Source organism: Streptomyces sp. NPDC026092 (assembly GCF_040638605.1).
In the GTDB taxonomy this organism is placed as follows: Bacteria; Actinomycetota; Actinomycetes; order Streptomycetales; family Streptomycetaceae; genus Streptomyces.
In genome coordinates, this window is sequence record NZ_JBEZYN010000002.1 from 340,462 (window position 1) to 362,298 (window position 21,837).

Annotated in this window: 21 protein-coding genes; 11 read left to right on the plus strand and 10 right to left on the minus strand. The window is 71.6% G+C overall.

Annotation, left to right across the window (positions count from 1 at the left end; translation table 11 throughout):
• Positions 1 to 27 precede the first annotated feature (27 nt).
• The 4 genes from AB0F56_RS04140 to AB0F56_RS04155 all read right to left on the minus strand — a co-directional run bounded on the left by AB0F56_RS04140 (position 28) and on the right by AB0F56_RS04155 (position 1,924).
• Positions 28 to 519 (minus strand): hypothetical protein, encoded by a 492-nt coding sequence (locus AB0F56_RS04140; RefSeq protein WP_362003688.1) that lies wholly within the window; start codon positions 517 to 519, stop codon positions 28 to 30.
• Between the two features lie 53 nt (positions 520 to 572).
• Complete coding sequence (gene trxA / locus AB0F56_RS04145; RefSeq protein ID WP_362003690.1) at positions 573 to 911, minus strand: thioredoxin; 339 nt, start codon at positions 909 to 911, stop codon at positions 573 to 575.
• Positions 912 to 915: 4 nt separating this feature from the next.
• A complete protein-coding gene (locus AB0F56_RS04150) occupies positions 916 to 1,308 on the minus strand; it encodes a MerR family transcriptional regulator (protein ID WP_362003692.1) in 393 nt (130 codons plus the stop codon).
• A 61-nt stretch (positions 1,309 to 1,369) separates the two neighbouring features.
• Complete coding sequence (locus AB0F56_RS04155; RefSeq protein ID WP_362003694.1) at positions 1,370 to 1,924, minus strand: GNAT family protein; 555 nt, start codon at positions 1,922 to 1,924, stop codon at positions 1,370 to 1,372.
• Between the two features lie 51 nt (positions 1,925 to 1,975).
• Between AB0F56_RS04155 and AB0F56_RS04160 the strand changes: the two genes are divergently transcribed.
• Positions 1,976 to 2,560, plus strand: a complete 585-nt coding sequence (locus AB0F56_RS04160; RefSeq protein WP_362003695.1) for a TetR/AcrR family transcriptional regulator — start codon at positions 1,976 to 1,978, stop codon at positions 2,558 to 2,560.
• Here the strand turns inward: AB0F56_RS04160 and AB0F56_RS04165 are convergent.
• A complete protein-coding gene (locus AB0F56_RS04165) occupies positions 2,536 to 3,078 on the minus strand; it encodes an Lrp/AsnC family transcriptional regulator (RefSeq protein ID WP_362003697.1) in 543 nt (180 codons plus the stop codon). The genes AB0F56_RS04160 and AB0F56_RS04165 overlap by 25 nt on opposite strands.
• A 44-nt stretch (positions 3,079 to 3,122) precedes the next feature.
• Between AB0F56_RS04165 and AB0F56_RS04170 the strand changes: the two genes are divergently transcribed.
• The 3 genes from AB0F56_RS04170 to AB0F56_RS04180 all read left to right on the plus strand — a co-directional run bounded on the left by AB0F56_RS04170 (position 3,123) and on the right by AB0F56_RS04180 (position 6,489).
• The gene (locus AB0F56_RS04170) at positions 3,123 to 4,016 is read left to right on the plus strand and encodes an NAD-dependent epimerase/dehydratase family protein (protein ID WP_362003698.1); all 894 of its coding nucleotides are present in this window, start codon (positions 3,123 to 3,125) and stop codon (positions 4,014 to 4,016) included.
• Positions 4,016 to 4,903: an aldo/keto reductase gene (locus AB0F56_RS04175; RefSeq protein WP_362003700.1), complete on the plus strand. Its 888-nt coding sequence runs from the start codon at positions 4,016 to 4,018 to the stop codon at positions 4,901 to 4,903. The genes AB0F56_RS04170 and AB0F56_RS04175 overlap by 1 nt, the downstream gene beginning before the upstream one ends.
• Before the next feature lie 122 nt (positions 4,904 to 5,025).
• Positions 5,026 to 6,489, plus strand: a complete 1,464-nt coding sequence (locus tag AB0F56_RS04180; protein WP_362003702.1) for a glycoside hydrolase family 16 protein — start codon at positions 5,026 to 5,028, stop codon at positions 6,487 to 6,489.
• Positions 6,490 to 6,713: 224 nt separating this feature from the next.
• Here AB0F56_RS04180 and AB0F56_RS04185 read toward each other — a convergent pair whose 3' ends face one another.
• On the minus strand, positions 6,714 to 8,069 hold the full coding sequence (locus AB0F56_RS04185; protein WP_362003704.1) for a cation:dicarboxylase symporter family transporter: 1,356 nt from the start codon (positions 8,067 to 8,069) through the stop codon (positions 6,714 to 6,716).
• A gap of 125 nt (positions 8,070 to 8,194) precedes the next feature.
• Between AB0F56_RS04185 and AB0F56_RS04190 the strand changes: the two genes are divergently transcribed.
• From AB0F56_RS04190 to AB0F56_RS04205, 4 genes are all read left to right on the plus strand, one after another.
• Entirely contained in the window at positions 8,195 to 9,922 is a 1,728-nt protein-coding gene (locus AB0F56_RS04190; RefSeq protein WP_362003705.1) for a sensor histidine kinase, read from the plus strand.
• Positions 9,919 to 10,623 carry a response regulator gene (locus AB0F56_RS04195; protein ID WP_362003707.1) on the plus strand — a complete coding sequence of 235 codons (705 nt, stop codon included), beginning with the start codon at positions 9,919 to 9,921 and terminating at the stop codon, positions 10,621 to 10,623. The genes AB0F56_RS04190 and AB0F56_RS04195 overlap by 4 nt, the downstream gene beginning before the upstream one ends.
• 214 nt (positions 10,624 to 10,837) lie before the next feature.
• Positions 10,838 to 11,446 (plus strand): helix-turn-helix transcriptional regulator, encoded by a 609-nt coding sequence (locus tag AB0F56_RS04200; protein WP_362003709.1) that lies wholly within the window; start codon positions 10,838 to 10,840, stop codon positions 11,444 to 11,446.
• A 16-nt stretch (positions 11,447 to 11,462) separates the two neighbouring features.
• The gene (locus AB0F56_RS04205) at positions 11,463 to 12,215 is read left to right on the plus strand and encodes a tyrosine-protein phosphatase (RefSeq protein WP_362003711.1); all 753 of its coding nucleotides are present in this window, start codon (positions 11,463 to 11,465) and stop codon (positions 12,213 to 12,215) included.
• Here AB0F56_RS04205 and AB0F56_RS04210 read toward each other — a convergent pair.
• Complete coding sequence (locus AB0F56_RS04210; RefSeq protein WP_362003713.1) at positions 12,212 to 13,270, minus strand: helix-turn-helix domain-containing protein; 1,059 nt, start codon at positions 13,268 to 13,270, stop codon at positions 12,212 to 12,214. The two genes, AB0F56_RS04205 and AB0F56_RS04210, sit on opposite strands and share 4 nt — an antisense overlap.
• A gap of 255 nt (positions 13,271 to 13,525) precedes the next feature.
• The gene (locus AB0F56_RS04215; protein WP_362003715.1) at positions 13,526 to 14,551 is read right to left on the minus strand and encodes an ATP-dependent 6-phosphofructokinase; all 1,026 of its coding nucleotides are present in this window, start codon (positions 14,549 to 14,551) and stop codon (positions 13,526 to 13,528) included.
• Between the two features lie 258 nt (positions 14,552 to 14,809).
• On the opposite strand from AB0F56_RS04215, the gene pta reads away from it, so the two are divergent.
• From pta to pyk, 3 genes are all read left to right on the plus strand, one after another.
• Positions 14,810 to 16,900: a phosphate acetyltransferase gene (gene pta / locus AB0F56_RS04220; RefSeq protein ID WP_362003717.1), complete on the plus strand. Its 2,091-nt coding sequence runs from the start codon at positions 14,810 to 14,812 to the stop codon at positions 16,898 to 16,900.
• Positions 16,897 to 18,120 carry an acetate kinase gene (locus AB0F56_RS04225; protein WP_362003719.1) on the plus strand — a complete coding sequence of 408 codons (1,224 nt, stop codon included), beginning with the start codon at positions 16,897 to 16,899 and terminating at the stop codon, positions 18,118 to 18,120. Before pta ends, AB0F56_RS04225 begins: the two co-directional genes overlap by 4 nt.
• Before the next feature lie 109 nt (positions 18,121 to 18,229).
• Entirely contained in the window at positions 18,230 to 19,657 is a 1,428-nt protein-coding gene (gene pyk, locus AB0F56_RS04230; RefSeq protein WP_362003721.1) for a pyruvate kinase, read from the plus strand.
• 144 nt (positions 19,658 to 19,801) lie between these two features.
• On the opposite strand, the gene AB0F56_RS04235 is transcribed toward pyk, so the two are convergent.
• The gene (locus AB0F56_RS04235) at positions 19,802 to 21,097 is read right to left on the minus strand and encodes a hypothetical protein (protein ID WP_362003723.1); all 1,296 of its coding nucleotides are present in this window, start codon (positions 21,095 to 21,097) and stop codon (positions 19,802 to 19,804) included.
• Complete coding sequence (locus AB0F56_RS04240; RefSeq protein WP_362003724.1) at positions 21,087 to 21,731, minus strand: DUF6114 domain-containing protein; 645 nt, start codon at positions 21,729 to 21,731, stop codon at positions 21,087 to 21,089. Before AB0F56_RS04240 ends, AB0F56_RS04235 begins: the two co-directional genes overlap by 11 nt.
• Between the last annotated feature and the right edge of the window lie 106 nt (positions 21,732 to 21,837).

Consider the following 21,837-nt stretch of genomic DNA (forward strand, 5'->3'; position numbering starts at 1 on the left):
CCCCGCCCGATGCCCGCCCTTCCGCCGTCAGAAGCCACGTCGCTGAAGGAGGACGCGGATCTCCTCGATGTCCTCGGGCGTCAGCCGGCCGAGCCCCCGCGCCTGATTGACCACGCCCAGGTGGTTGTCCTGATGCGTCGGCGCCATGTGCGTCGGGTCGAACCACTCCTCTTCGAAGTCCCAGGCGCCGATGGTCGCCAGGGCCTCGTCGCGGGGGATCTCGCCCGCCGCGTAACGCTCGATGTACGCACGCAGCGAAGGCCTCCTGTCGGTGGGGCCGCCCCTCCGCCGGGCTACCTTCGCGAGAATCTCCCCCAAGTCGTCGTTCGACAGCTTGCCGAGCGACCGCGCCTGATTGATCACGGCCATGCTGTTGTCCTGGATCGGCTGCTCGGCCGTGTAGTACCACACCACGTCGAAGTCCCACGCGGCGATGGCCGCCAGGGCCTCGTCGCGCGGGATCTCGCCCGCCGCGTAACGCTCGATGTACGCACGCAGCGACGGCTTCTCGTCGGTCATGACTCCCACCCCGGCCTCTCTGTCCGTCCTCGCCTCGGGCGATCCTGCCAGACCTAGGACCTGACCGAGGGCAGTACGTCGTCCAGCTCCTGGAGGAGGCGGCGCTTCGGGCGGGCACCCACCAACGACTTCACGGGTTCGCCGGCGCGGAACACCATCAACGTCGGTGTGGCGAGGACGCCGTAGCGGACCGTCGTCTCCGGGTTGCGGTCCACGTCGATCTGGACGATCTTCAGCCGGTCCCGCTCCTCCGCCGCGATCGTCTGGAGCACCGGCCCCAGCTGGCGGCACGGGCCGCACCAGTCCGCGGTGAACTTCACCAGGACCGGCAGCTCCGCGCCGAGGACCTCGGTGTCGAAGTCCGTGTCGCTCACGTCCGTCACGTGGGTCATTCCGTCAGCCTCCGAGTTCGCATGTGGGTTCCGGGCCGCCCGGCAGTTCCGCCTCGGCCCGCAGCAACTGCGCCGCGACCTGCGCGCGTACCGCCTGGAGCTGGTCCACGAGGGCGTCCAGCTCCGCCAGTTTGCGGCGGTAGACGTCGAGCGAGGCGGGACACGCGTCCCCCGCCGGGTGGCCGGCGCGCAGGCACTCCACGAACGGCCTCGTCTCCTCCAGTTCGAACCCGAAGTCCTGCAGGGTCCTGATCTGGCGGAGGAGGCGCAGGTCGCCCTCGTCGTACGTGCGGTAGCCGTTCTCCGTGCGCCGGGCGGCCAGGAGGCCACGGGACTCGTAGTAGCGCAGAGTCCGCGTGGTCGTTCCGGCCCGCTCGGCCAGCTCGCCGATTCGCATGGGCCCGAACGTACGGCTTGACGTCGGCGTCAAGGCAAGGGCGACGGTTCCCGCGCCCCCGTCAGGCGCGGCGGCTCTTGCGCCAGTCGCTGGCCAGGACCGCCAAGACCTGCGTGTCGTGGCGGACGCCTTCGTACGGCCACGACTCCCGCTCCACGCCCTCGAGGACCATGCCGAGGCGTTCCGCCACCGCCGCGCTGCGCGCGTTGTCGGCCCGGCAGTGCCACGCGGCGCGGTGCAGGCCACGGGTGAGGAAGGCCCAGTCGAGCAGGGCGGCGCACGCGGGGGTGATGAGGCCCTGGCCCTCGGCCGCCGGCTCCAGCCAGCAGCCGACCTCGCAGGCGCCGGAGGCCACGTCGAAGGACGTGAACATGACGCCGCCGACGAGCGTGCCGTCGAGCCAGATGCCGTAGAGGCGAGCGCCGTCGGCGGCCTGCCGCTCGGCGTAGCGGAGCAGGGTCGCCCGGGCCCCGTCGAGGCTGTCGGTGACGAAGGACGCCCCGACCCACGGCCGGATGTGCTCGCGCGCCCGGTCCATGTGGGCGGCGAACTCTTCGGCGTGCCATGTCTCCAGCGGGCGCAGGAGGGCGTTGTCCCGGAGGGGGAGGGAGAACATGGCGGCGACCCCATTCGCATAACAAGTGTTACGGCTATGTACAGTAGCAGCATGCCACGCGCCAAGGGGGACCACGAGGCCCGCCGACTCGAAGTCTCGGAGGCGGTCTGGCGCGTACTCGCCACCCGTGGGTTCGGCGGGCTGACCCTGCGGGCCGTCGCCACCGAGCTGGGCGCGACGACCGGCCTGCTGACCCACTACTTCCCCGCCAAGAGCGACCTGGTCGCGCACGCCCTCGACCTGCTCGAACAGCGCACCGACAGCCGCGCCCGGCGCACCTCGGGGACGGGCCTCGCGGCGGTACGGAACGCCCTGCTCGACATCCTGCCGCTGACCCCCGAGGCCACCGACTCCAACCGGATCTGGGTCTCCTCCTGGGACACCGCGCTCGCCGACGAGGCTCTGCGCGCCGACTACGCCGGCAAGTACGCGCGCGGCCGCGACCGGCTCCAAGGCGCCGTCGCCGCGGCCCAGGAGCTCGGCGAGCTGCCCCCCGGCGACCCGGCCCGCGTAGCCGCCGGCGCCCTGTCCTTCGCCCTCGGCCTGGTCGTCCAGGCGCTGCTCGACCCGCCGGCCTTCCCGCCCGACCGCCAGGTCGAGCTGCTCGACGACTACGTGGCCGCGCTCGCTCCCTGACCGGCCGGCGGCAGCAGGGGCTTCCGCTCGACCGGGGACGACAGGACGATCGACGTCGTCGTGCGGCCGAGGGCCGAGGTCTGTTCCAGGATCTCTTCGAGGTGGATGGTGTCGGTGACGGCGACCTTGAGGATCCAGCAGTCCTCGCCGACCACGTGGTGGACCTCGACGATCTCCGGACGGGCGGTCAGCTCCAGCGTCCTGGGGTGTTTGAGGGTGTAGCCGCCGTGCGGGTTCACCCTGATGAAGGCCTGGATGCCGTAGCCGAGCCGGGCCGGGGAGACGTGGGCGCCGTACCCGGTGATCGCCCCGCACGCCTCCAGCCTCCGCACCCGTTCGGTGACGGCCGCCGGGCTCAGCCGGACGCGGCGGCCCAGCTCGCTGAGCTTGATCCGGCCGTCCTCCTGGACGAGCTCCAGGATCTGCCGGTCGATGGGGTCGAAGGCCGCTACCGAGGTTTCGTTGGCGGCGGGACGCAGATGCCGTGGTTCCTTCGGTGCGGCGGCCGTGACTCCCATGTTTCCCCCTTCAGCTGACGAGCGCCCAACGTAACACTTGTCGTATGGACATTCTGATCATCGGCGGGAACCGCTATTTCGGAAAGCGGCTGACAGCCCGTCTGCTGAATTCCGGGCATTCCGTCAGCATGCTCAATCGGGGGTCTTCCGGTGCGGTGGAGGGGGCTTCTCATATCGTCGCCGACCGGAATGACGAAGGCGCCCTGGAACGCGCGCTCGGCGCGCGGACCTTCGATGTCGTCGTCGACCAGGTCTGCTACACCCCGCGCCAGGCCGCCCTCGCCCGGCGGGTTTTCGGATCGCGCACACGGCGCTATGTGATGACGTCGACGGTCGAGGTGTACGAGTACGAGGACTCCACCGCGCCCGTACGGGAGGAGGCCGTCGACCCGCGGACCGTCACCGTCGATCCCGACCTCCCCTGGGAGGACCCGGAGTTCCTCGACGCGCACTACGGAGAGGGGAAGCGGCAGGCGGAGGCGGTCTTCGCGGCCGAGCCCGCGTTCCCGTACACGGCGGTCCGGGTCGCCCATGTGCTCGGCGGCGCGGACGACTTCACGGGGCGGGTCGGCCACTACGCGGACCGGATCCGGGCGGGCGAGCCGATCGCCGTACCGCCGGTGAACCAGCCGGCCACCTATGTGTATGTCGAGGAGATCGCCGAATTCCTGGCGTGGGTGGTGGAGCAGGATTTCACCGGCGCCGTCAACGCGCATTCCCACGGTCCGCTCACCACCGCCGAGATCTGTGCGGAGATCGAGCGACAGGTGGGCGGACGGACCGTGTTCCGGGAGATCGAGGTCGGCGAGGTGTCGCCGTTCTCCTTCGCCCGCTCGTACGGAATGGACAACTCCCGCGCGACCGCTCTCGGATTCTCCTTCCGGAATTCCGCGGAGTGGCTCGGCCGGGCGCTCTCCGAGACGCTGGGGGCGCGCTGATGCGGTACCGCATGCTCGGAGACGTACGGGTCGGGGCGATCGGACTCGGCGCCATGCCGCTCTCCATCGAGGGGCACCCGGACGAGGCCCGCGCCCTGGCCACCGTCCACGCGGCGCTCGACGCGGGCGTGACGCTGCTCGACACGGCCGACTCCTACCACCCGCCCGGCGGCGAGCCGGGCGCCGGCGAGCTGCTGGTGGCGCGGGCGCTGGCCACGTACGGGGGTCGTGGCCGGACCGAGGGCGTCCTGGTGGCGACGAAGGGCGGGCGGGGGCGGACCGCCGACGGCGGCTGGACCGTGGACGGGCGGCCGGAGCACCTGCGGCGGGCGGCCGAGGCGTCGGCGCGGCGGCTCGGCGTCGGGGCGATCGGGCTCTACCAGCTCCACAGGCCGGACCCGGCCGTGCCGTACGCGGAATCGCTGGGCGCGCTACGGGAGTTGCTGGACGCGGGCACGATCCGGCTGGCCGGGATCTCGAACGTGGACGGGGAACAGATCCTGCTCGCGCGGGAGATGCTCGGCGAGCGGCTCGTCTCCGTGCAGAACCGGTACTCCCCCGCCGTGCGGACCGCCGAGGCCGAGCTGCGGCTCTGCGCGGAGCTGGGGCTCGCGTTCCTGCCGTGGAGCCCGCTGGGCGGGATCTCGCGGAGCTCGCTCGACGGGGCGTCGGACCTGGCGGAGGACCCGGAGTTCGGGGGGTTCCACCGAGTGGCGCGGGCGCGCGGGGTGAGCCCGCAGCGGGTGGCGCTCGCGTGGCTGCTCGCGCGGTCGGAGACGGTGCTTCCGATCCCGGGCGCCAGTCGCCCGGAGACCGTACGGGATTCGGCGGCGGCGGGCGAACTGGTGCTGGATGCACGGGAGTTGGCTGAGCTGGACGCCGACTAGGCGTTCGGTCGGGCTTCAGCGGTTGGACACACCGCACCCATTGACGGGTGAGGTGTGTCCAACTACAAAAGCTTGCTGAGAGCGCTCTCAGGCGCTCGTCCCCCCAGCGGAGGTGTTCTCCCTTGAGCTCCTTGAGCCGCGTCAGACGCACCCCACTCCTCGCCTCACTCCTCGCCGCAGCCCTCGCCGCGGGCGCCCTCATCGGCCTGGGCGGTGCCGGTACCGCCAACGGCGCCGTACCCCCGGCGCCCGGCTGGTCGCTCCAGTGGAGCGACGACTTCAACGGCCCCGACCGCGCCCTCCCGAACGGCGCCGAGTGGCAGATAGACACCGGTCACGGCTACCCCGGCGGCCCCGGCAACTGGGGCACCGGAGAGATCCAGAACTACACGTCGAGCCCCGACAACGTGCGCCTCGACGGCACCGGGAACCTCCGCATCACCCCGCTCAAGGACGGCGCCGGCAACTGGACCTCGGCCCGCGTCGAGACGAAGCGCGCCGACTTCAAGGCCCCCGCGGGCGGCACCCTGCGCATCGAGGGCCGGATTCAGATGCCGAACGTGACCGGGGCCGAGGCGGCCGGCTACTGGCCCGCCTTCTGGGCGCTCGGCGCGCCCTACCGGGGCAACTACTGGAACTGGCCCGCCATCGGCGAGTTCGACATCATGGAGAACGTCAACGGCATCAACTCGGTCTGGGGCGTGCTGCACTGCGGCGTGAACCCGGGCGGCCCGTGCGGCGAGACCACCGGCATCGGCGCCAGCCGCGTCTGCCCGGGCGCGAGCTGCCAGTCGGCCTTCCACACGTACCGCTTCGAGTGGGACCGCTCGACCTCCCCCAACGCGCTGCGCTGGTACGTGGACGACCAGCTCTTCCACAGCGTCGACGAGAACCGGGTCGGCGCGCAGGCCTGGGCCGACATGACCAGCCACGCGGGCTACTTCCTGCTCCTCAACGTGGCGATGGGCGGCGCCTTCCCGGACGCCCTGGGCGGCCCGACCCCGACCGCCGCGACGGTCTCGGGACGGCCGATGCTCGTCGACTACGTGGCCGTGTGGACGAAGGGCGGCGGTACGACCCCGCCGACGACTCCCCCGACCACCCCGCCGCCCTCGGGCTCCTCGCAGCTGTACCTGCGGACCGGCGCGGGCGCGGGTGACGCCCAGGCGTCCGCCGCGACGGTGACCCTCGCCTCGGCGGGCGGTGCCAACCACGACGGCGCCCCGGCCGACCCGCAGGTCTTCACCTCGGGCCCGATCACCCGGACGTACAACGGCGGCGCGACACAGTTCGACCTGTTCGTGGACGCCGGCTCGGTCGTCGCCAATGGGCAACAGGTGCGCGTGAGTTACGACCGGACCGGCGACGGGAGCTGGGAGCGCGTCGAGACGTACGCGTACTTCGCGACCGATCCGGTACCGGGGTACGAGCACTACACGCAGGCGAGCGGTCTGAAGTCGGCGACCGGCAGCCACGGGAACCTGACGAACGGGCGGGTCCGCGTCGAGGTGTGGAACGCGATCGGCAACGGGGCGAGCACCGTCGGCGTGGGCAACCAGTCGGTGGTCCGGATCCCGTTCTCCTGACGGAGCACGGACGGGAGCACGAAGGGGCGCCCCCGGCCGCGTGTGCGGCCGGGGGCGCCCCGTACCCCGGAGCCCGGATCCGGCTCAAGGCCCGGGAGCCGGGGCGGTCTTCGGATCCGATGTCTTGGATCCAATATCCATGATCCTGGATCCAATGCACCGTATCCAAGGCTCTGGACGCGATGCGTCGGATCCGGGATTTCGGCCGGAGGGATCGGATCCGCTCAGACCGTCGCGCGGGTCTTCTGGTCCGGTACCGGTGTGTCCTCGTCCGGCTCGGACGACGCCGGGCCGTGGTCGTCGACCAGGGTCTTCTCGTCGAAGGGGACCCGCCCGGCGAGGACCTCCGCGACGCGCTCCTTGTCGATCTCCTTGGTCCACGTGCCGACGAGGACGGTGGCGACGGCGTTGCCCGCGAAGTTGGTGAGGGCGCGGGCCTCGCTCATGAAGCGGTCGATGCCGACGATCAGGCCGACGCCGTCGACCAGTTCGGGGCGGTGGGACTGCAGGCCGCCCGCGAGGGTCGCCAGGCCGGCGCCGGTGACACCGGCCGCGCCCTTCGACGCGATGATCATGAAGACGAGGAGCGAGATCTGCTCGCCGACCGAGAGCGGGTTGCCCATGGCCTCGGCGACGAAGAGGGAGGCCATCGTCAGGTAGATCGCCGTGCCGTCGAGGTTGAAGGAGTAGCCGGTCGGGACGGTGATGCCGACGACGGGCTTGCTGACGCCCATGTGCTCCATCTTCGCGATCAGCCGGGGCAGCGCGGACTCGGAGGACGAGGTGGAGAGGATCAGCAGGAACTCGCGGCCCAGGTACTTCAGGAGCGTGAGGATGTTGACGCCGGCGACGATCCGCAGCAGCGCGCCCAGGACCACGAAGACGAACAGGGCGCAGGTCACGTAGAAGCCGATCATGATGACCGCGAGCGACTTCAGCGCGTCGATGCCGGTCGCGCCGACGACCGCGGCCATGGCGCCGAACGCGCCGATCGGGGCGACCCACATGATCATGGCGAGGATCCGGAAGACGAGGCGCTGGATGTGCCCGATCCCGCGCAGCACGGGCTCCCCGGCCCGCCCCATGGCCTGCAGGGCGAAGCCCGCGAGGAGGGCGACGAGCAGGGTCTGCAGCACCTCGCCCTCGGTGAAGGCGGAGACGAGGGTGTGCGGGATGATCCCGAGCAGGAAGTCCGCCGTGGACTCGCTCGTCCCGCCGGCCTGCTTGGCGCCCGCCTCGGCCAGCTCCTTGGTGAGGTGGAGGCTGGAGCCGGGCTCCAGGATGTTGCCGACGAGCAGGCCGATCGCGAGGGCGACGGTCGACATGACGAGGAAGTACCCGAGCGCGAGCCCGCCGACGGCACCGACCTTCGCGGCCTTGCGGACCGAGCCGACGCCGAGGACGATCGTGCAGAAGATGATCGGGGAGATCATCATCTTGATCAGGTTCACGAAGCCGGTGCCGAGTGGCTTGAGTTCGACGGCGAAGTCCGGCGCCACGAAGCCGACCGTGACGCCCAGGAGCACGGCTCCGATGACGGCGATGTACAGATAATGGGTCCGGTCCCGCTGTGCGGCCACGGGGTCCTCCTCGTGCTGATGGGGGTGTCCACGTCCCGGTGGATCCCCGCGACTATCCATCAGCCTGTGACCCGGGTCACGCTTGCGTTCGTTTCGTTCATGGCCGAACTGTCACACTGGCCCGCATGCGCATACCCCTCCCCCGGCCGCGCAGCCTCGCCGGCCAGCTCTTCGCGATGCAGGTCGTGCTGGTCGCGGCGATCGTGGCCGGCTGCGCGGTCTTCGCGTACGTCACCGATCGCGGCCAGGCCGAGGAGACCGCGCGCCGCCAGTCCACCGCGACCGCGACGGCCGTCGCCGCCTCCCCCACCGTGCCGCAGGCCCTGCGCTCCCCGAACCCCACGGCCGTGCTCCAGCCGTACGCCGAGTCGGTACGGAAGCGGACCGGCGTCGCCTTCGTGGTGATCATGTCCCCGGACGGCACGCGCTGGTCGCACCCGGAGGCGGGCGAGATCGGGCGCGCGTACCTGGGCCACATCGAGCCGGCGCTCCAGGGGCGGGCCTTCTCCGAGACGCACATGGGGGTGCTCGGGCGCTCGGTGCGGACGATCACGCCGGTGTACGAGGAGGGCAAGGTCGTCGCCCTGGTCAGCTCGGGCATCACCATCGAGAAGATCAGCGAGCAGGTACGGGAGCAGGTCACGGCCCTGCTGGGGATGGCGGGGGCGGCCCTGGCCATCGGTGGAGCCGGTACGTACGTCATCAACGCGCGGCTGCGGCGGCACACGCACGGGATGAACGCGACCGAGCTGAGCCGGATGCACGATTACCACGAGGCGGCGCTGCACGCGGTGAGCGAGGGCCTGGTGATGCTGGACGGGCAGCGCCGGATCGCGCTCATCAACGACGGCGCGCGCGAGCTGCTCGGTCTGGACGCGGAGGTCGTGGGCCGGTCGGCGGCCGATCTCGCGCTTCCGGTCTCGCTCACCAGCGCGCTGCTCGCCTCGGAGCCGCGGGTGGACGAGCTGCACCTGACGGCGGAGCGGGTGCTCGTGGTCAACACCCGGCCGGTGGTCGGCGGGGAGCGCCGGGGTACGGTCGCGACGCTCCGGGACCGTACCGAACTCCAGGCGCTGTCCGGTGAGTTGACCTCCGAGCGGGGGTTCACGCAGGCGCTGCGCTCGCAGGCGCACGAGGCGGCGAACCGGCTGCACACGGTCGTCTCGCTGATCGAGCTCGGCCGGGTGGAGGAGGCCGTCGGCTTCGCGACGGCGGAGCTGGAGCTGGCGCAGGCGCTCACCGACCGGGTCGTGGACGCGGTCGGCGAGCCGGTGCTCGCGGCGCTGCTCCTCGGCAAGGCGGCGCAGGCCAACGAGCGGGGTGTGGAGCTGACCCTCAGCGAGGACAGCCGCATCGACGACGGGCTCCTGCCGCCGGAGATCCCCTCGCGGGACCTGGTGACGATCCTCGGCAACCTGATCGACAACGCGGTGGAGGCGACGAGCGGGACCCCGCACGCGCGGGTCGCGGTCACCGCCCGCACGTACGACGGCGAACTCCTCCTGCGGGTCCGCGACACCGGGCCCGGGATCGAGGAGGGCGACCGGGACGCGGTCTTCGACCGGGGCTGGTCCACCCACGGCCCCGCCCGGGGCCTCGGCCTGGCCCTGGTCCGCCAGGCGGCCACCCGCGCCTCGGGCACGGTGACCCTGACGGACACCCCGGAGGGCGGCGCGGAGTTCACCGTACGGCTGCCCCTGACACCGACCACGGACGCCGTTGCGGACGCCGACGCGGGTGCCGGTCCCGCCGCCCGGCCGCCGGCGCCCCGCACCGAACCCGAACCCGTGCCCGTACCCAAGCCCGCGCTCGAGCCGCAGTCCGCGGAAACCGACCCGGAGGTGTCCACATGACCACGAGCAGCCAGGGCGGCCAGGGCATCCGGGTCCTTGTCGTCGAGGACGACCCGGTCGCCGCGGACGCGCACGCGCTGTACGCCGGGCGGGTCGCCGGGTTCACCGTCGTCGGGGTGGCGCACTCCCGGGCCGCCGCCGTGCGGGTCCTCGACCGGACGCCGGTCGACCTCATCCTCCTCGACCTGTACCTCCCCGACGGGCACGGCCTCCAGCTGCTCCGCGCGCTGCGCGCGGGCGGACACTCGGCCGACGTCATCGCGGTGACCTCGGCCCGGGACCTGGCGATCGTGCGCGAGGGGGTGTCCCTCGGGGTCGTCCAGTACGTGCTGAAGCCGTTCACGTTCGCGACCCTGCGGGACCGGCTCTCCCGGTACGCCGAGTTCCGCGCCGCCGCGGGCGAGGCGTCCGGGCAGGACGACGTGGACCGCGCGCTCGCCGCGCTGCGCGCCCCGCAGCCGGTCTCGCTCCCCAAGGGGCTGAGCGCGCCGACCCTGGAGGCCGTGACCCGTACGCTGCGGGACGCGGCCGACGGTCTGACCGCGGCCGAGGCCGCCGCGGCCGTCGGCATCTCCCGGATCACCGCGCGCCGCTATCTGGAACATCTGGTCACGGACGGGCGCGCGGCACGGGCGCCGCAGTACGGTCAGATCGGCCGGCCGGAGCTCCAGTACCGCTGGATCTCGACGATCGTCCGCTGACCGGACTCCTCCCGCCGACTACCGAACCGGTGCGTGATCACTACGGATGGTTACCACCGGGTTCCCATGTTTCTACGACATCTGGCCTTGGGCGAACGCACCGTAGCCATTGCTCACGTTACGCATCTACCGTGACGGCGTGCACCACACCCCTCCCCCTCCTCCCCCTCCTTTCAACGCGCTCGCCGCGCGCCGCCTCCGTGAGGGTCTCGGCATGGCTCCCGGACATGTCGCCTACGGTCTGCGCGCGCAGTACGGTCTCGCCGTCGTCCCCGAGACGGTCATCGCCTGGGAACGCGGGCGGCTCGCCCCCTCCGCCCAGGAACTCACCGCCCTCGCGGGCGTCCTCTGGTGCGCCCCCGGCGAGCTGATAGCCGACGCCACCACCCTGCGCGAGCACCGGATGGCCCGCGGTCTCTCGACCGACGAACTCGCCCGGCGGGTGGGCCTCGACGGCCCCGGCTACCTCAAGATGGAGGAGTCCGGCCGCTGGCGCGGCAACGAGCGCCAGACCGCCGCCCTCGCCGAGACCCTCGGCCTCGGGCCCCGCGAACTGGTTCAGGTGACCGGCCGGTCCGACGAGCTGGCGACGCTGCTGCGGGACGCGGCGACGACGCGCTGGCAGGCGTACGTCCGGCCGGTCGTGAAGCTGCTGCCGCTGCCCAAGCGCGTCCTGGAGGCCGCGCTCCAGCGACTGCACACCGACTACCACGCCAAGATGGTGGCCACCAGCAGCTGGGGCGCCTCGGGCGCCAGCGGCGACGCGGGCCGCGAGTACCTGGACGGCATCGTGGCCCACTTCTGGGACGCCGTCGGCCCCTGATCCCTAGGGTGGGGGGGTGAGACGACACATACCCTTCGAGAATCTCCACAACGTCCGTGATCTGGGCGGCCATCGGACCGCCGACGGCTCCACCGTCCGCTGGCAGGTCCTCTACCGTGCCGACTCCCTCGCCAAGCTGCGCGGCCCCGACCTGGGCCGCTTCCGCGCCCTGGGCGTGAAGACCGTGATCGACCTGCGCTACCCGTGGGAGATCGAGGCCAAGGGCCGGCTCCCGGAGACCCCGGAGACCGACGGCATCGCCTGGCACAACCTGAGCATCGAGCACCGCCCGTACGACCAGGCGGAGATCGACCCCGACCTCGACCCGTGGCGCTACCTCGCCGACCGGTTCGCCGAAGTCGCGGCCGACGGCGCCGCCGAACTGCGCGAGGCCCTGGAGGTCGTCGCGGCGGCGGACGGTCCGCTCGTCTTCCACTGCGCCTCGGGGAAGGACCGTACGGGTCTGCTCGCCGCGCTGCTGCTCGCGCTGCTCGACGTCTCCGACGAGCAGATCCTCGACGACTTCGCCCTGACCGAGCTCGCCACCGCGCGTCTGGTCGCCGACTGGCACGCCGCCCACCCGGGGCGCGAGCTGCGCTGGCCGGGGTACGGGCGCGCACCGGCGGAGATCATGCGGCTCGTCCTCGCGGACCTGCGCGCCACCTACGGGTCGGTGTACGGGTACGTCACCGGGCACGTCGGTCTCGACCCGGCCGTGGTCGAGGCGCTCCGCACCCGGCTCGTGGAACCGGCGCCGGTCAGGCCCTAGCGGCGGTCGAAGCTGAAGAGCTGGCCGGCTGCGTCCGCGCGGCAGGGCGCCTGCGCCAGCTTCGCCCACTCGGCGGCCCGGTCGCCGACGACGGTCACGCAGGAGTCGGGGGTCGCCGAGCGGGCGGGGACGATGCGGTAGCCGGTGACGGGGCTGCCGAAGGGGTCCAGGCGGAACGTTTCGACCCGGCTCGTGTCCCCGCACTCGGAGTCCTCGAAGGCGGCGTCCGCGATCTTGCCGCCGGAGGGGATGCCGGAGCAGCCGGGGCCGTAGTCCGGGTGGTCGGAAACGATTCGCCACTCGCCGGAGCCGAGGTCCTTGAGGGAGTAGCGCGGGACGTCGGCGCCCTCGCACGCGCGCTGGTGGATCTGGCCGCTGCGGCCGCCGCGCCGCTCGTTCAGGCAGAGGTCCGGGCCGATCACCCGGATCTGGACGTCCCCGGCGGCGGGCGCGGTGACGGTCATCGGCCGGTCGCCGCGTCCGTTGCTCCCGCCGTGCTGCCCCGCGTTCCCGCCGTGCCCGTCGTTCCCGTCCCGGACGAGGGCGCCGACCACACTGACGGTGGCGAGGACGAGCCCGGCGACGGCGACGAGGGCGACGAACGTGCGCCGGAGGCGGGACTGCGGGTCGGCGGGCTGGTCCTCGGCCTCCGGCTCGATTCCGGGGTCGGGATCGGCTTCCGCCACCTGCGGCCAGGAAGCACCCGCGGCATCCTCCGCCCCACCGTCGGAACCCGCGTACACCCCCCGTACCGCCAGCTCCTTGCGGACGGTCTGCCAGCTCTCCAGCTCCCCGGGCTCCACCCCGCAGGCGCGTACGAAGGTGGTGAGCAGCTCCTCGCGCGGGACGGTCGAGCGGGCCAGCATGTTCGCCACCGTCGAGCGCGGCAGGACCTCGCCGAGCGCCTCCGCGTGGGCCGACAGCTCGCGGTAGGTCAGGCCGGACCAGTCCTTGAGCCGCTGCAGCAGTGCGATGAACGAGGCGGCGTCGGTGGCCTCGCGCGGGTCGGGTGCGCCGCCCGCGCCGGCGGGTCCGCCGGCCGTTCCCTCGGTCATGCGCGCTCCCCGCCCCTCCCCCGGACAGGGTTGGGACATGTCCGGGACAGCCCCAAGCCTTGTTGATCCGGCTGTTCAACTCAAGAGTGGAAATCGGCAATTCCGGTCAGGGGCCGGAATCGCCACGGGGGAAGCACGGGGGAACACGGGGGAACGGAAAAGGCCCCGATCGTCCACGGGGGGACGATCGGGGCCCACACATACTCAGGACTTCTTCGGGACCTACGTCCCGGACGACCGGGCCGGACGGCCGGGTCAGAAGACCGACTCGGCCTCGGACATCCGGGCCGCCGGTACGGTCTTCAGCTGCGTCACGGCCTCGGCCAGCGGCACCATCACGACGTCCGTGCCCCGCAGCGCCGTCATCCGGCCGAACTCGCCCCGGTGCGCGGCCTCCACCGCGTGCCAGCCGAAGCGGGTCGCGAGCACCCGGTCGTACGCCGTCGGCGTCCCGCCGCGCTGGACGTGACCGAGGATGACGGGCCGGGCCTCCTTGCCGAGGCGCTGCTCCAGCTCGACCGCCAGCCGGTTGCCGATGCCCTGGAAGCGCTCGTGGCCGTACTGGTCGATCTCGCCCTTCTGGTACTCCATGGAGCCCTCGGCGGGGTGCGCGCCCTCGGCGACGCAGATGACGGCGAACTTCTTGCCGCGCGCGAACCGCTCCTCGACCATCTTGACCAGGTCGTCGACCTGGAAGGGGCGCTCGGGCAGGCAGATGCCGTGGGCGCCGCCGGCCATGCCGGACTCCAGGGCGATCCAGCCGGCGTGCCGGCCCATCACCTCGACGACCATCACGCGCTGGTGGGACTCGGCGGTCGTCTTGAGGCGGTCTATGGCCTCCGTCGCGACGCCCACGGCGGTGTCGAAGCCGAAGGTGCGGTCGGTGGAGGAGATGTCGTTGTCGATGGTCTTCGGTACGCCGACGACGGGCATTCCGGCGTCGGAGAGCATCCGGGCGGCGGTCAGGGTGCCTTCGCCGCCGATCGGGATGAGGACGTCGATGCCGTACTTCTTCGCCAACTCCGGGGCGGACTCGGCGGCTTCGGCGAGGCGGTTGCGCTCCAGGCGGGCGGAGCCGAGGATGGTGCCGCCGCGGGCGAGGATGCCGCTGACCGCGTTGAGGTCGAGCGGCCGGACATGTCCGTCGAGGAGACCCTTGAACCCGTCCTCGAAGCCGATGACTTCGTCGTCGTGGCCGGTGAGCGCCCGGTGCACGACCGACCGGATCACTGCGTTCAGGCCAGGACAGTCGCCGCCTGCGGTGAGAACTCCGATGCGCATCGTGCTGTGTCTCCTGCTCGGTAGTGGTACATGTGAGCTCTGTCGATTCTCCCACGCCCGGTGTGGCGCCCGCGCTCCCGGCTACTCCGCGTGCCGGGCTTCTGGGGCCTTTCGTCCCCCTTTTCCAGGCCGTTCGTCCGGCCTGCGTCCTATCCACCCCCAGAGGTATTGTCAAGGGGGTATCGCCACCCTATCGGGGTTTTTTGAACACACTCGGTTGACGAGACCGGGCGGACAGGACTGGACAGGAGCCACGGCGTGACGCGCAGCGTGTACGTGACCGGGATCGACCGCGGAGACGGCCGACAGGTGGTCGAGCTGGGAGTCATGGAACTCCTGACCCGCCAGGTGGACCGGGTGGGGGTGTTCCGGCCCCTGGTCCACGACGGACCCGACCGTCTGTTCGATCTCCTGCGCGCGCGTTACCGGCTCTCCCAGGACGCCTCGACGGTCTACGGCATGGACTACCACGAGGCCTCGGCGCTCCAGGCCGAGCGGGGCACCGACGAGCTGGTCTCCCGGCTCGTCGACCGCTTCCACGCGGTGGCCCGCGACTACGAGGTCGTCCTCGTCCTCGGTACGGACTTCGCCGCCACCCAGCTCCCCGACGAGCTGGCGCTCAACGCGCGCCTGGCCAACGAGTTCGGCGCCTCGGTGATACCGGTGGTCGGCGGCAAGAACCAGACCGCCGAGTCCGTGCGCGCCGAGGCCCGCAACGCCTTCCGGGCGTACGACGGGCTCGGCTGCGACGTCCTCGCGATGGTCGTCAACCGGGCGGCGAGCGAGGACCGGGAGGCCATCGCCGAGCGGCTCGCCGCCCGGGTCCCCGTGCCCTGCTACGTGCTCCCCGACGAGCCGGCGCTGGCGGCCCCCACGGTCGCCCAGATCACCCACCACCTGGGGGCCTCGGTCGTGCTCGGCGACGACGCGGGCCTGGCGCGCGACGCGCTCGACTTCGTCTTCGGCGGCGCGATGCTGCCGAACTTCCTGAACGCGCTGACCCCGGGCTGCCTCGTGGTCACCCCCGGGGACCGCGCCGACCTGGTCGTGGGCGCGCTCGCGGCGCACTCGGCCGGCACCCCGCCGATCGCCGGTGTGGTGCTCACCCTGAACGAGCGCCCCAGCGAGGAGATCCTGACCCTGGCGGCCCGGCTCGCGCCCGGCACCCCGGTCATCTCCGTCCCGGGCAACAGCTTCCCGACGGCCGCCGAACTCTTCTCCCTCGAAGGGAAGTTGAACGCGGCCACGCCCCGCAAGGCGGAGACGGCGCTCGGTCTCTTCGAGCGGCACGTGGACACCGCCGATCTGCTGAAGCGGATCTCGCTGGCCCGCAGCGGCCGGGTGACGCCGATGATGTTCGAGCACGAACTCCTGGAGCAGGCCCGCGCCGACCGTCGCCGCGTGGTCCTCCCCGAGGGCACCGAGGAGCGGGTGCTGCGCGCCGCCGACGTGCTGCTGCGCCGCGACGTCTGCGACCTGACCCTGCTCGGTGACGTCGAGGTCATCCGCAAGAAGGCGGCGGACCTCGGCATCGACCTGTCCTCGCCGGCCACCCAGCTGATCGACCCGCAGACCTCCGAGCTGCGCGACGGCTTCGCCACGAAGTACGCCGAGCTGCGTGCCCACAAGGGCGTGACGGTGGAGCTGGCGTACGACGTCGTCTCGGACGTCAACTACTTCGGCACGCTGATGGTCCAGGAGGGCCTCGCCGACGGCATGGTGTCCGGCTCGGTGCACTCCACGGCCGCGACGATCCGCCCCGCCTTCGAGATCATCAAGACCAAGCCGGACGCCTCGATCGTCTCGTCCGTCTTCTTCATGTGCCTCGCCGACAAGGTGCTCGTGTACGGCGACTGCGCGGTGAACCCGGATCCGGACGCGGTGCAGCTCGCGGACATCGCCGTGCAGTCGGCGGCCACCGCGGCCCGCTTCGGCGTCGAGCCGCGGATCGCGATGCTCTCGTACTCCACCGGCACCTCGGGCTCGGGCGCGGACGTCGACAAGGTCCGCGAGGCGACGAAGCTGGTACGGGAGTCCCACCCGGAGCTGCGGATCGAGGGGCCCATCCAGTACGACGCGGCCGTCGAACCGTCGGTCGCCGCGACCAAGCTGCCGGGCTCCGAGGTGGCCGGTCAGGCGACCGTGCTGATCTTCCCCGACCTCAACACCGGCAACAACACCTACAAGGCCGTGCAGCGCTCGGCGGGCGCCGTGGCGGTCGGCCCGGTCCTGCAGGGCCTGCGCAAGCCCGTGAACGACCTCTCGCGCGGCGCGCTCGTCAGCGACATCGTCAACACGGTCGCCATCACGGCGATCCAGTCCCAGGTCCCCCAGGAGCCCACGGCATGACCTCCCCCACGCGTGTTCTCGTCCTCAACTCCGGTTCCTCGTCCGTGAAGTACCAGCTCCTCGACATGAGCGACAGCTCCCGTCTCGCCCTCGGCCTGGTCGAGCGGATCGGCGAGGAGACCTCCCGGCTCGTCCACACGCCGCTCCAGGGCGACGGGGGCGAGAAGCGCGAGCGGACCGGGCCGATCCCCGACCACGCGGCGGCCCTGAAGGCGGTGGCCGAGGAGCTCGCGGCGGACGGCCTCGGCCTCGACTCCCCCGAACTGGCCGCGATCGGCCACCGGGTGGTCCACGGCGGGCTGCGGTTCTCCGCGCCGACCGTGATCGACGAGGAGGTGCTCGCCGAGATCGAGCGGCTCGTGCCGGTCGCGCCGCTGCACAACCCGGCGAACCTCACCGGCATCCGTACGGCGATGGCGCTCCGCCCGGACCTGCCGCAGGTCGCGGTCTTCGACACCGCGTTCCACACGACGATGCCGGAGTCGGCGGCCCGGTACGCGATCGACGTGGAGACGGCGGACGCGCACCGCATCCGGCGGTACGGCTTCCACGGCACCTCGCACGCCTATGTGTCGCGCGAGACGGCGAAGCTGCTCGGCAAGGAGCCCGAGGAGGTGAACGTGATCGTGCTGCACCTGGGCAACGGGGCCTCCGCCTCGGCCGTCAGGGGCGGGCGGTGCGTGGACACCTCGATGGGCCTCACCCCGCTGGAGGGCCTGGTCATGGGCACCCGCTCGGGCGACGTCGACCCGGCGGTCACCTTCCACCTGAAGCGGGTGGCGGGGATGTCGGCGGACGAGATCGACACGCTGCTCAACAAGAAGTCCGGGCTCGTGGGACTCTGCGGCGACAACGACATGCGGGAGATCCGGCGCCGGATCGACGAGGGCGACGAGCGGGCGGCGCTCGCCTTCGACATCTACATCCACCGGCTGAAGAAGTACATCGGGGCGTACTACGCGGTGCTCGGCCGGGTGGACGCGGTCGCGTTCACGGCGGGTGTCGGCGAGAACGCGGCCCCGGTGCGGGAAGCTGCGATCGCGGGCCTGGAGGAGCTGGGCCTGGCGGTGGACGCCGACCTCAACGCCGTACGGTCCGACGAGGCCCGGATCATCTCGCCGGCGTACGCGCGGGTGGCGGTCGCCGTGGTGCCGACGGACGAGGAGTTGGAGATCGCGCGCCAGAGCTATGAACTGGTGGCCCCCGAGACGGCTCCGTAGGGGCTCTTCAGGAGACTCCGGAAGTGAACGCCTGAGCGACCCCGCGCCCATTTGTACTTTCCACCAGACGGAATATTCCGCAGTGAAACAAACCGATAGGATCCGCCTCATGCGCCGTTCCAAAATCGTCTGCACGCTGGGCCCCGCCGTCGACTCGTACGAGCAGCTGAAAGCGCTCATCGAGGCCGGTATGAACGTGGCCCGATTCAACATGAGCCACGGGACCCAGGCAGAGCACCAGGAGCGGTACGACCGTCTCCGCAGGGCGGTGGCGGACACCGGCCGCGCCGTGGGCGTGCTCGCCGACCTCCAGGGCCCCAAGATCCGTCTGGAGACCTTCGCGGAGGGTCCCGTCGAGCTGGTGCGCGGTGACGAGTTCACCATCACCACCGACGACGTCCCGGGCGACAAGTCCATCTGCGGCACCACGTACAAGGGCCTGCCGGGTGACGTCTCCAAGGGCGACCAGGTCCTGATCAACGACGGCAACGTCGAGCTGCGGGTCGTCGAGGTCGAGGGCCCGCGGGTGAAGACCGTGGTCATCGAGGGCGGTGTCATCTCCGACCACAAGGGCATCAACCTGCCCGGTGCGGCGGTCAACGTCCCGGCCCTGTCCGAGAAGGACGTCGAGGACCTGCGGTTCGCCCTCCGGATGGGCTGCGACATGGTCGCCCTCTCCTTCGTCCGCAACGCCGACGACGTCAAGGACGTCCACAAGGTGATGGACGAGGAGGGCCGCCGGGTCCCGGTCATCGCCAAGGTGGAGAAGCCGCAGGCGGTCGAGAACATGGCCGACGTCGTCGCCGCGTTCGACGCCGTCATGGTGGCCCGTGGCGACCTCGCGGTGGAGTACCCGCTGGAGAAGGTCCCGATGGTGCAGAAGCGCCTCGTGGAGATGTGCCGCCGCAACGCCAAGCCGGTCATCGTCGCCACCCAGATGATGGAGTCGATGATCACCAACTCCCGCCCCACGCGCGCCGAGGCCTCCGACGTGGCCAACGCGATCCTGGACGGCGCGGACGCGGTCATGCTCTCCGCGGAGTCCTCCGTGGGCGCCTACCCGATCGAGACCGTCAAGACGATGTCGAAGATCGTCGCGGCGGCCGAGGAGGAGCTGCTCTCCAAGGGCCTGCAGCCGCTCGTACCCGGCAAGAAGCCGCGTACGCAGGGCGGTTCGGTGGCCCGCGCGGCCTGCGAGATCGCGGACTTCCTGGGCGGCAAGGCACTCATCGCCTTCACCCAGTCCGGCGACACCGCGCGCCGGCTCTCCCGCTACCGGACGATCCAGCCGATCCTCGCCTTCACCACGGACGAGTCGACCCGCAACCAGCTCACCCTGAGCTGGGGCGTGGAGTCCTTCCTCGTCCCGTTCGTGGAGACCACGGACGCGATGGTCGACATCGTCGACGCGGAGCTGCTGAAGCTCCAGCGCTACGGTTCGGGCGACACCATGGTCATCACGGCCGGCTCGCCCCCCGGCGTCCCCGGCACCACGAACATGGTCCGGGTGCACCACCTCGGCGGCGCGAAGGTCTGACGCCCACGCGGCACACGGCATGACGAAGGCCCCCGTCCGGATCGGACGGGGGCCTTCGTCAAGGGAAAGGTGCCGGCGCGAAGCACCGTCGTCGAGGGGCGGTGGTCGGGCGGCGGGCGGGATCCCGAATGGGTTCTTGCTCGGTCAGCCGGGCTCGACCGTGTTGCGCAGGCCGGGGACCTTGAGGGTGCCGCCGAACTGGCCCGCCTGGATGACCTCCACGTTCGTGAAGAAGGCGAACGGGACGTCGAGCGGCGGCGGGGTCTGCGGGTTGAAGGTGATCGGGATCAGGCCGAAGAGGTTGCCCTTCAGCTGCTCCGTGTACATGGTCACCGTGCCGTTGCGGATGGTCGACGTCGAGCCCTTGTCGGAGCGGACGTGGCCCGTGTAGCCCGGCTCGTGCACCGTGAGCTGGTGCAGGTCCTTGATGTCGACCTCGCTCGCGGTGAACTTCAGCGCCTTCTTGATCTTGCCGCTGCCGGTCTTGACCTCGACGATGCCGTGGTACTTCAGCCCCTTCAGCGTGAGCAGGGTGCTCTGCAGCTTCCACGGCTCGTCCGGCAGGAGCGGGATCCCCGGCTCCAGTTCGGCCGCCGCGAGCGCCTTGGGGTCGGGCTCCGGGCACGGGAAGCGCGGCTTGGCGCCGTCGGGTATCGCCTCGTCCTTCTTGGCGTCGAGGCCCTTGGCGTCCTCCGGCAGCTCCTCGACCTTCAGGCCGGCCTCGTCGGCGGCCTTCTCGATGGCGGCCTTGGTCTTGTCGACCGGGCCGTCGGCGGAGTCCGCCTTGCCCGCCGCGGGCGCGGTGGTCGAAGGCTTGGCCGAGGGGGTCGTCGACGGCGTCTCGGGCGCGGGCTTCGCCGGCTTGGTGGCCGTGGCGGAGGGCGTCGGGGTGGCCGACGGCGTGGTGTTCGGCCCGTCGAAGAAGTCCTTGATCTTGTCACCGAGGCCCAGCGGGTCGAGCGGGTTGACGCTCTTCGTCGCCGTCGGGGTGGGCGTCGGGGCAGGGGACTTCTGCTGGGTGGCCTGCTGCTCGGCCGCGGCCGTCGCCGAGGGAGTGGCGGTCGGCTTCGGCGACGCGCTCCCCTCGGAGGTCTCCGGCTTCGGCGTCTCGGTCGCACCCGTGCTCGCGCTGGCCGTGGGCTTGGGCGTCTCGGCGGGCTTCGTCGTCTCCTCGGTCACCGGCTCGTCGGAGCGGGTGACGCACGGGCCGGGCGCGAAGGGGATGTCCTTCTCGTCGGCGACGGCGAGCCTGGGCGCCATACCCATGCCCATCAGGACCGCGGTCGGCATGGCGGCAAGGGCCATGGCCTTGCCCGCGGGTCCCTGGATCTTGTTCAGCAGCGACTTGCGCGGTGCCGCGTGCCGCGGACCCCCGCGAGCCAGAGTGGCGCCGTCCGCAGCCGTCGCCGACTGCGCCGACTGTGTTTCGTCACCCCGCACTGTTCCTCCCGCCGTTGGCGTCGATCGTCGATTCGGTCGCCTGCGCACCGGGACCCGCCTGCGGGTCCGGCTCCTCACCGGCGCGCTGCTCCGGGACCGGGGCCTTGCCGAAGTCGACCGTTCCGGTCGGCTCCGTCGCCTCGGTGCCGTGCTGCTGACCGTCGTACTCGTGCTCGCCCGCTACGGCCTCCGTACGCTCGCCGGCCGGCTCGGCCGACGGGCGCTCGCCCTCCTCCACCGGCTTGCCCGGGGCCCACGCCACGGAGAGCCCGCCGCCGACGAGGGCGAGCAGGAAGCCCATGAAGAAGCCACCGAGGTTGGAGACCGGGATGGAGACGAGTGCCAGGACGATCGCCGCGACGCCCGCGAACACCCGGACGATGGGCTGGAACCACATCGTCAGACCGAGCGTCACCAGAAGGACACCGATGATGAGGGCTCCGGCGCCGCCCGTGGTCGCCATCGCGATCGTCATGTTGCCGAGTCGCAGGTCGGCGTACGGGAAGTAGGCGATCGGTACGCCGCCGATCATGGTGAACAGTCCGGCCCAGAAGGGACGGCTGCCCCGCCATTCGCGGAAGCGGCGCACGCTCTGGTTCGGGACTCCGCGGGAAGCAGTGGACTCGGCGCTCATGGAAAACAGCTCCCTGGAAGCGGTGTTGCGTGGAGAAGTGGAGACATGGAGAAGGCGAGAAGGCGGCACTGGGGCCGGGAACGGGCGGGGCCGTACGGAACGGATC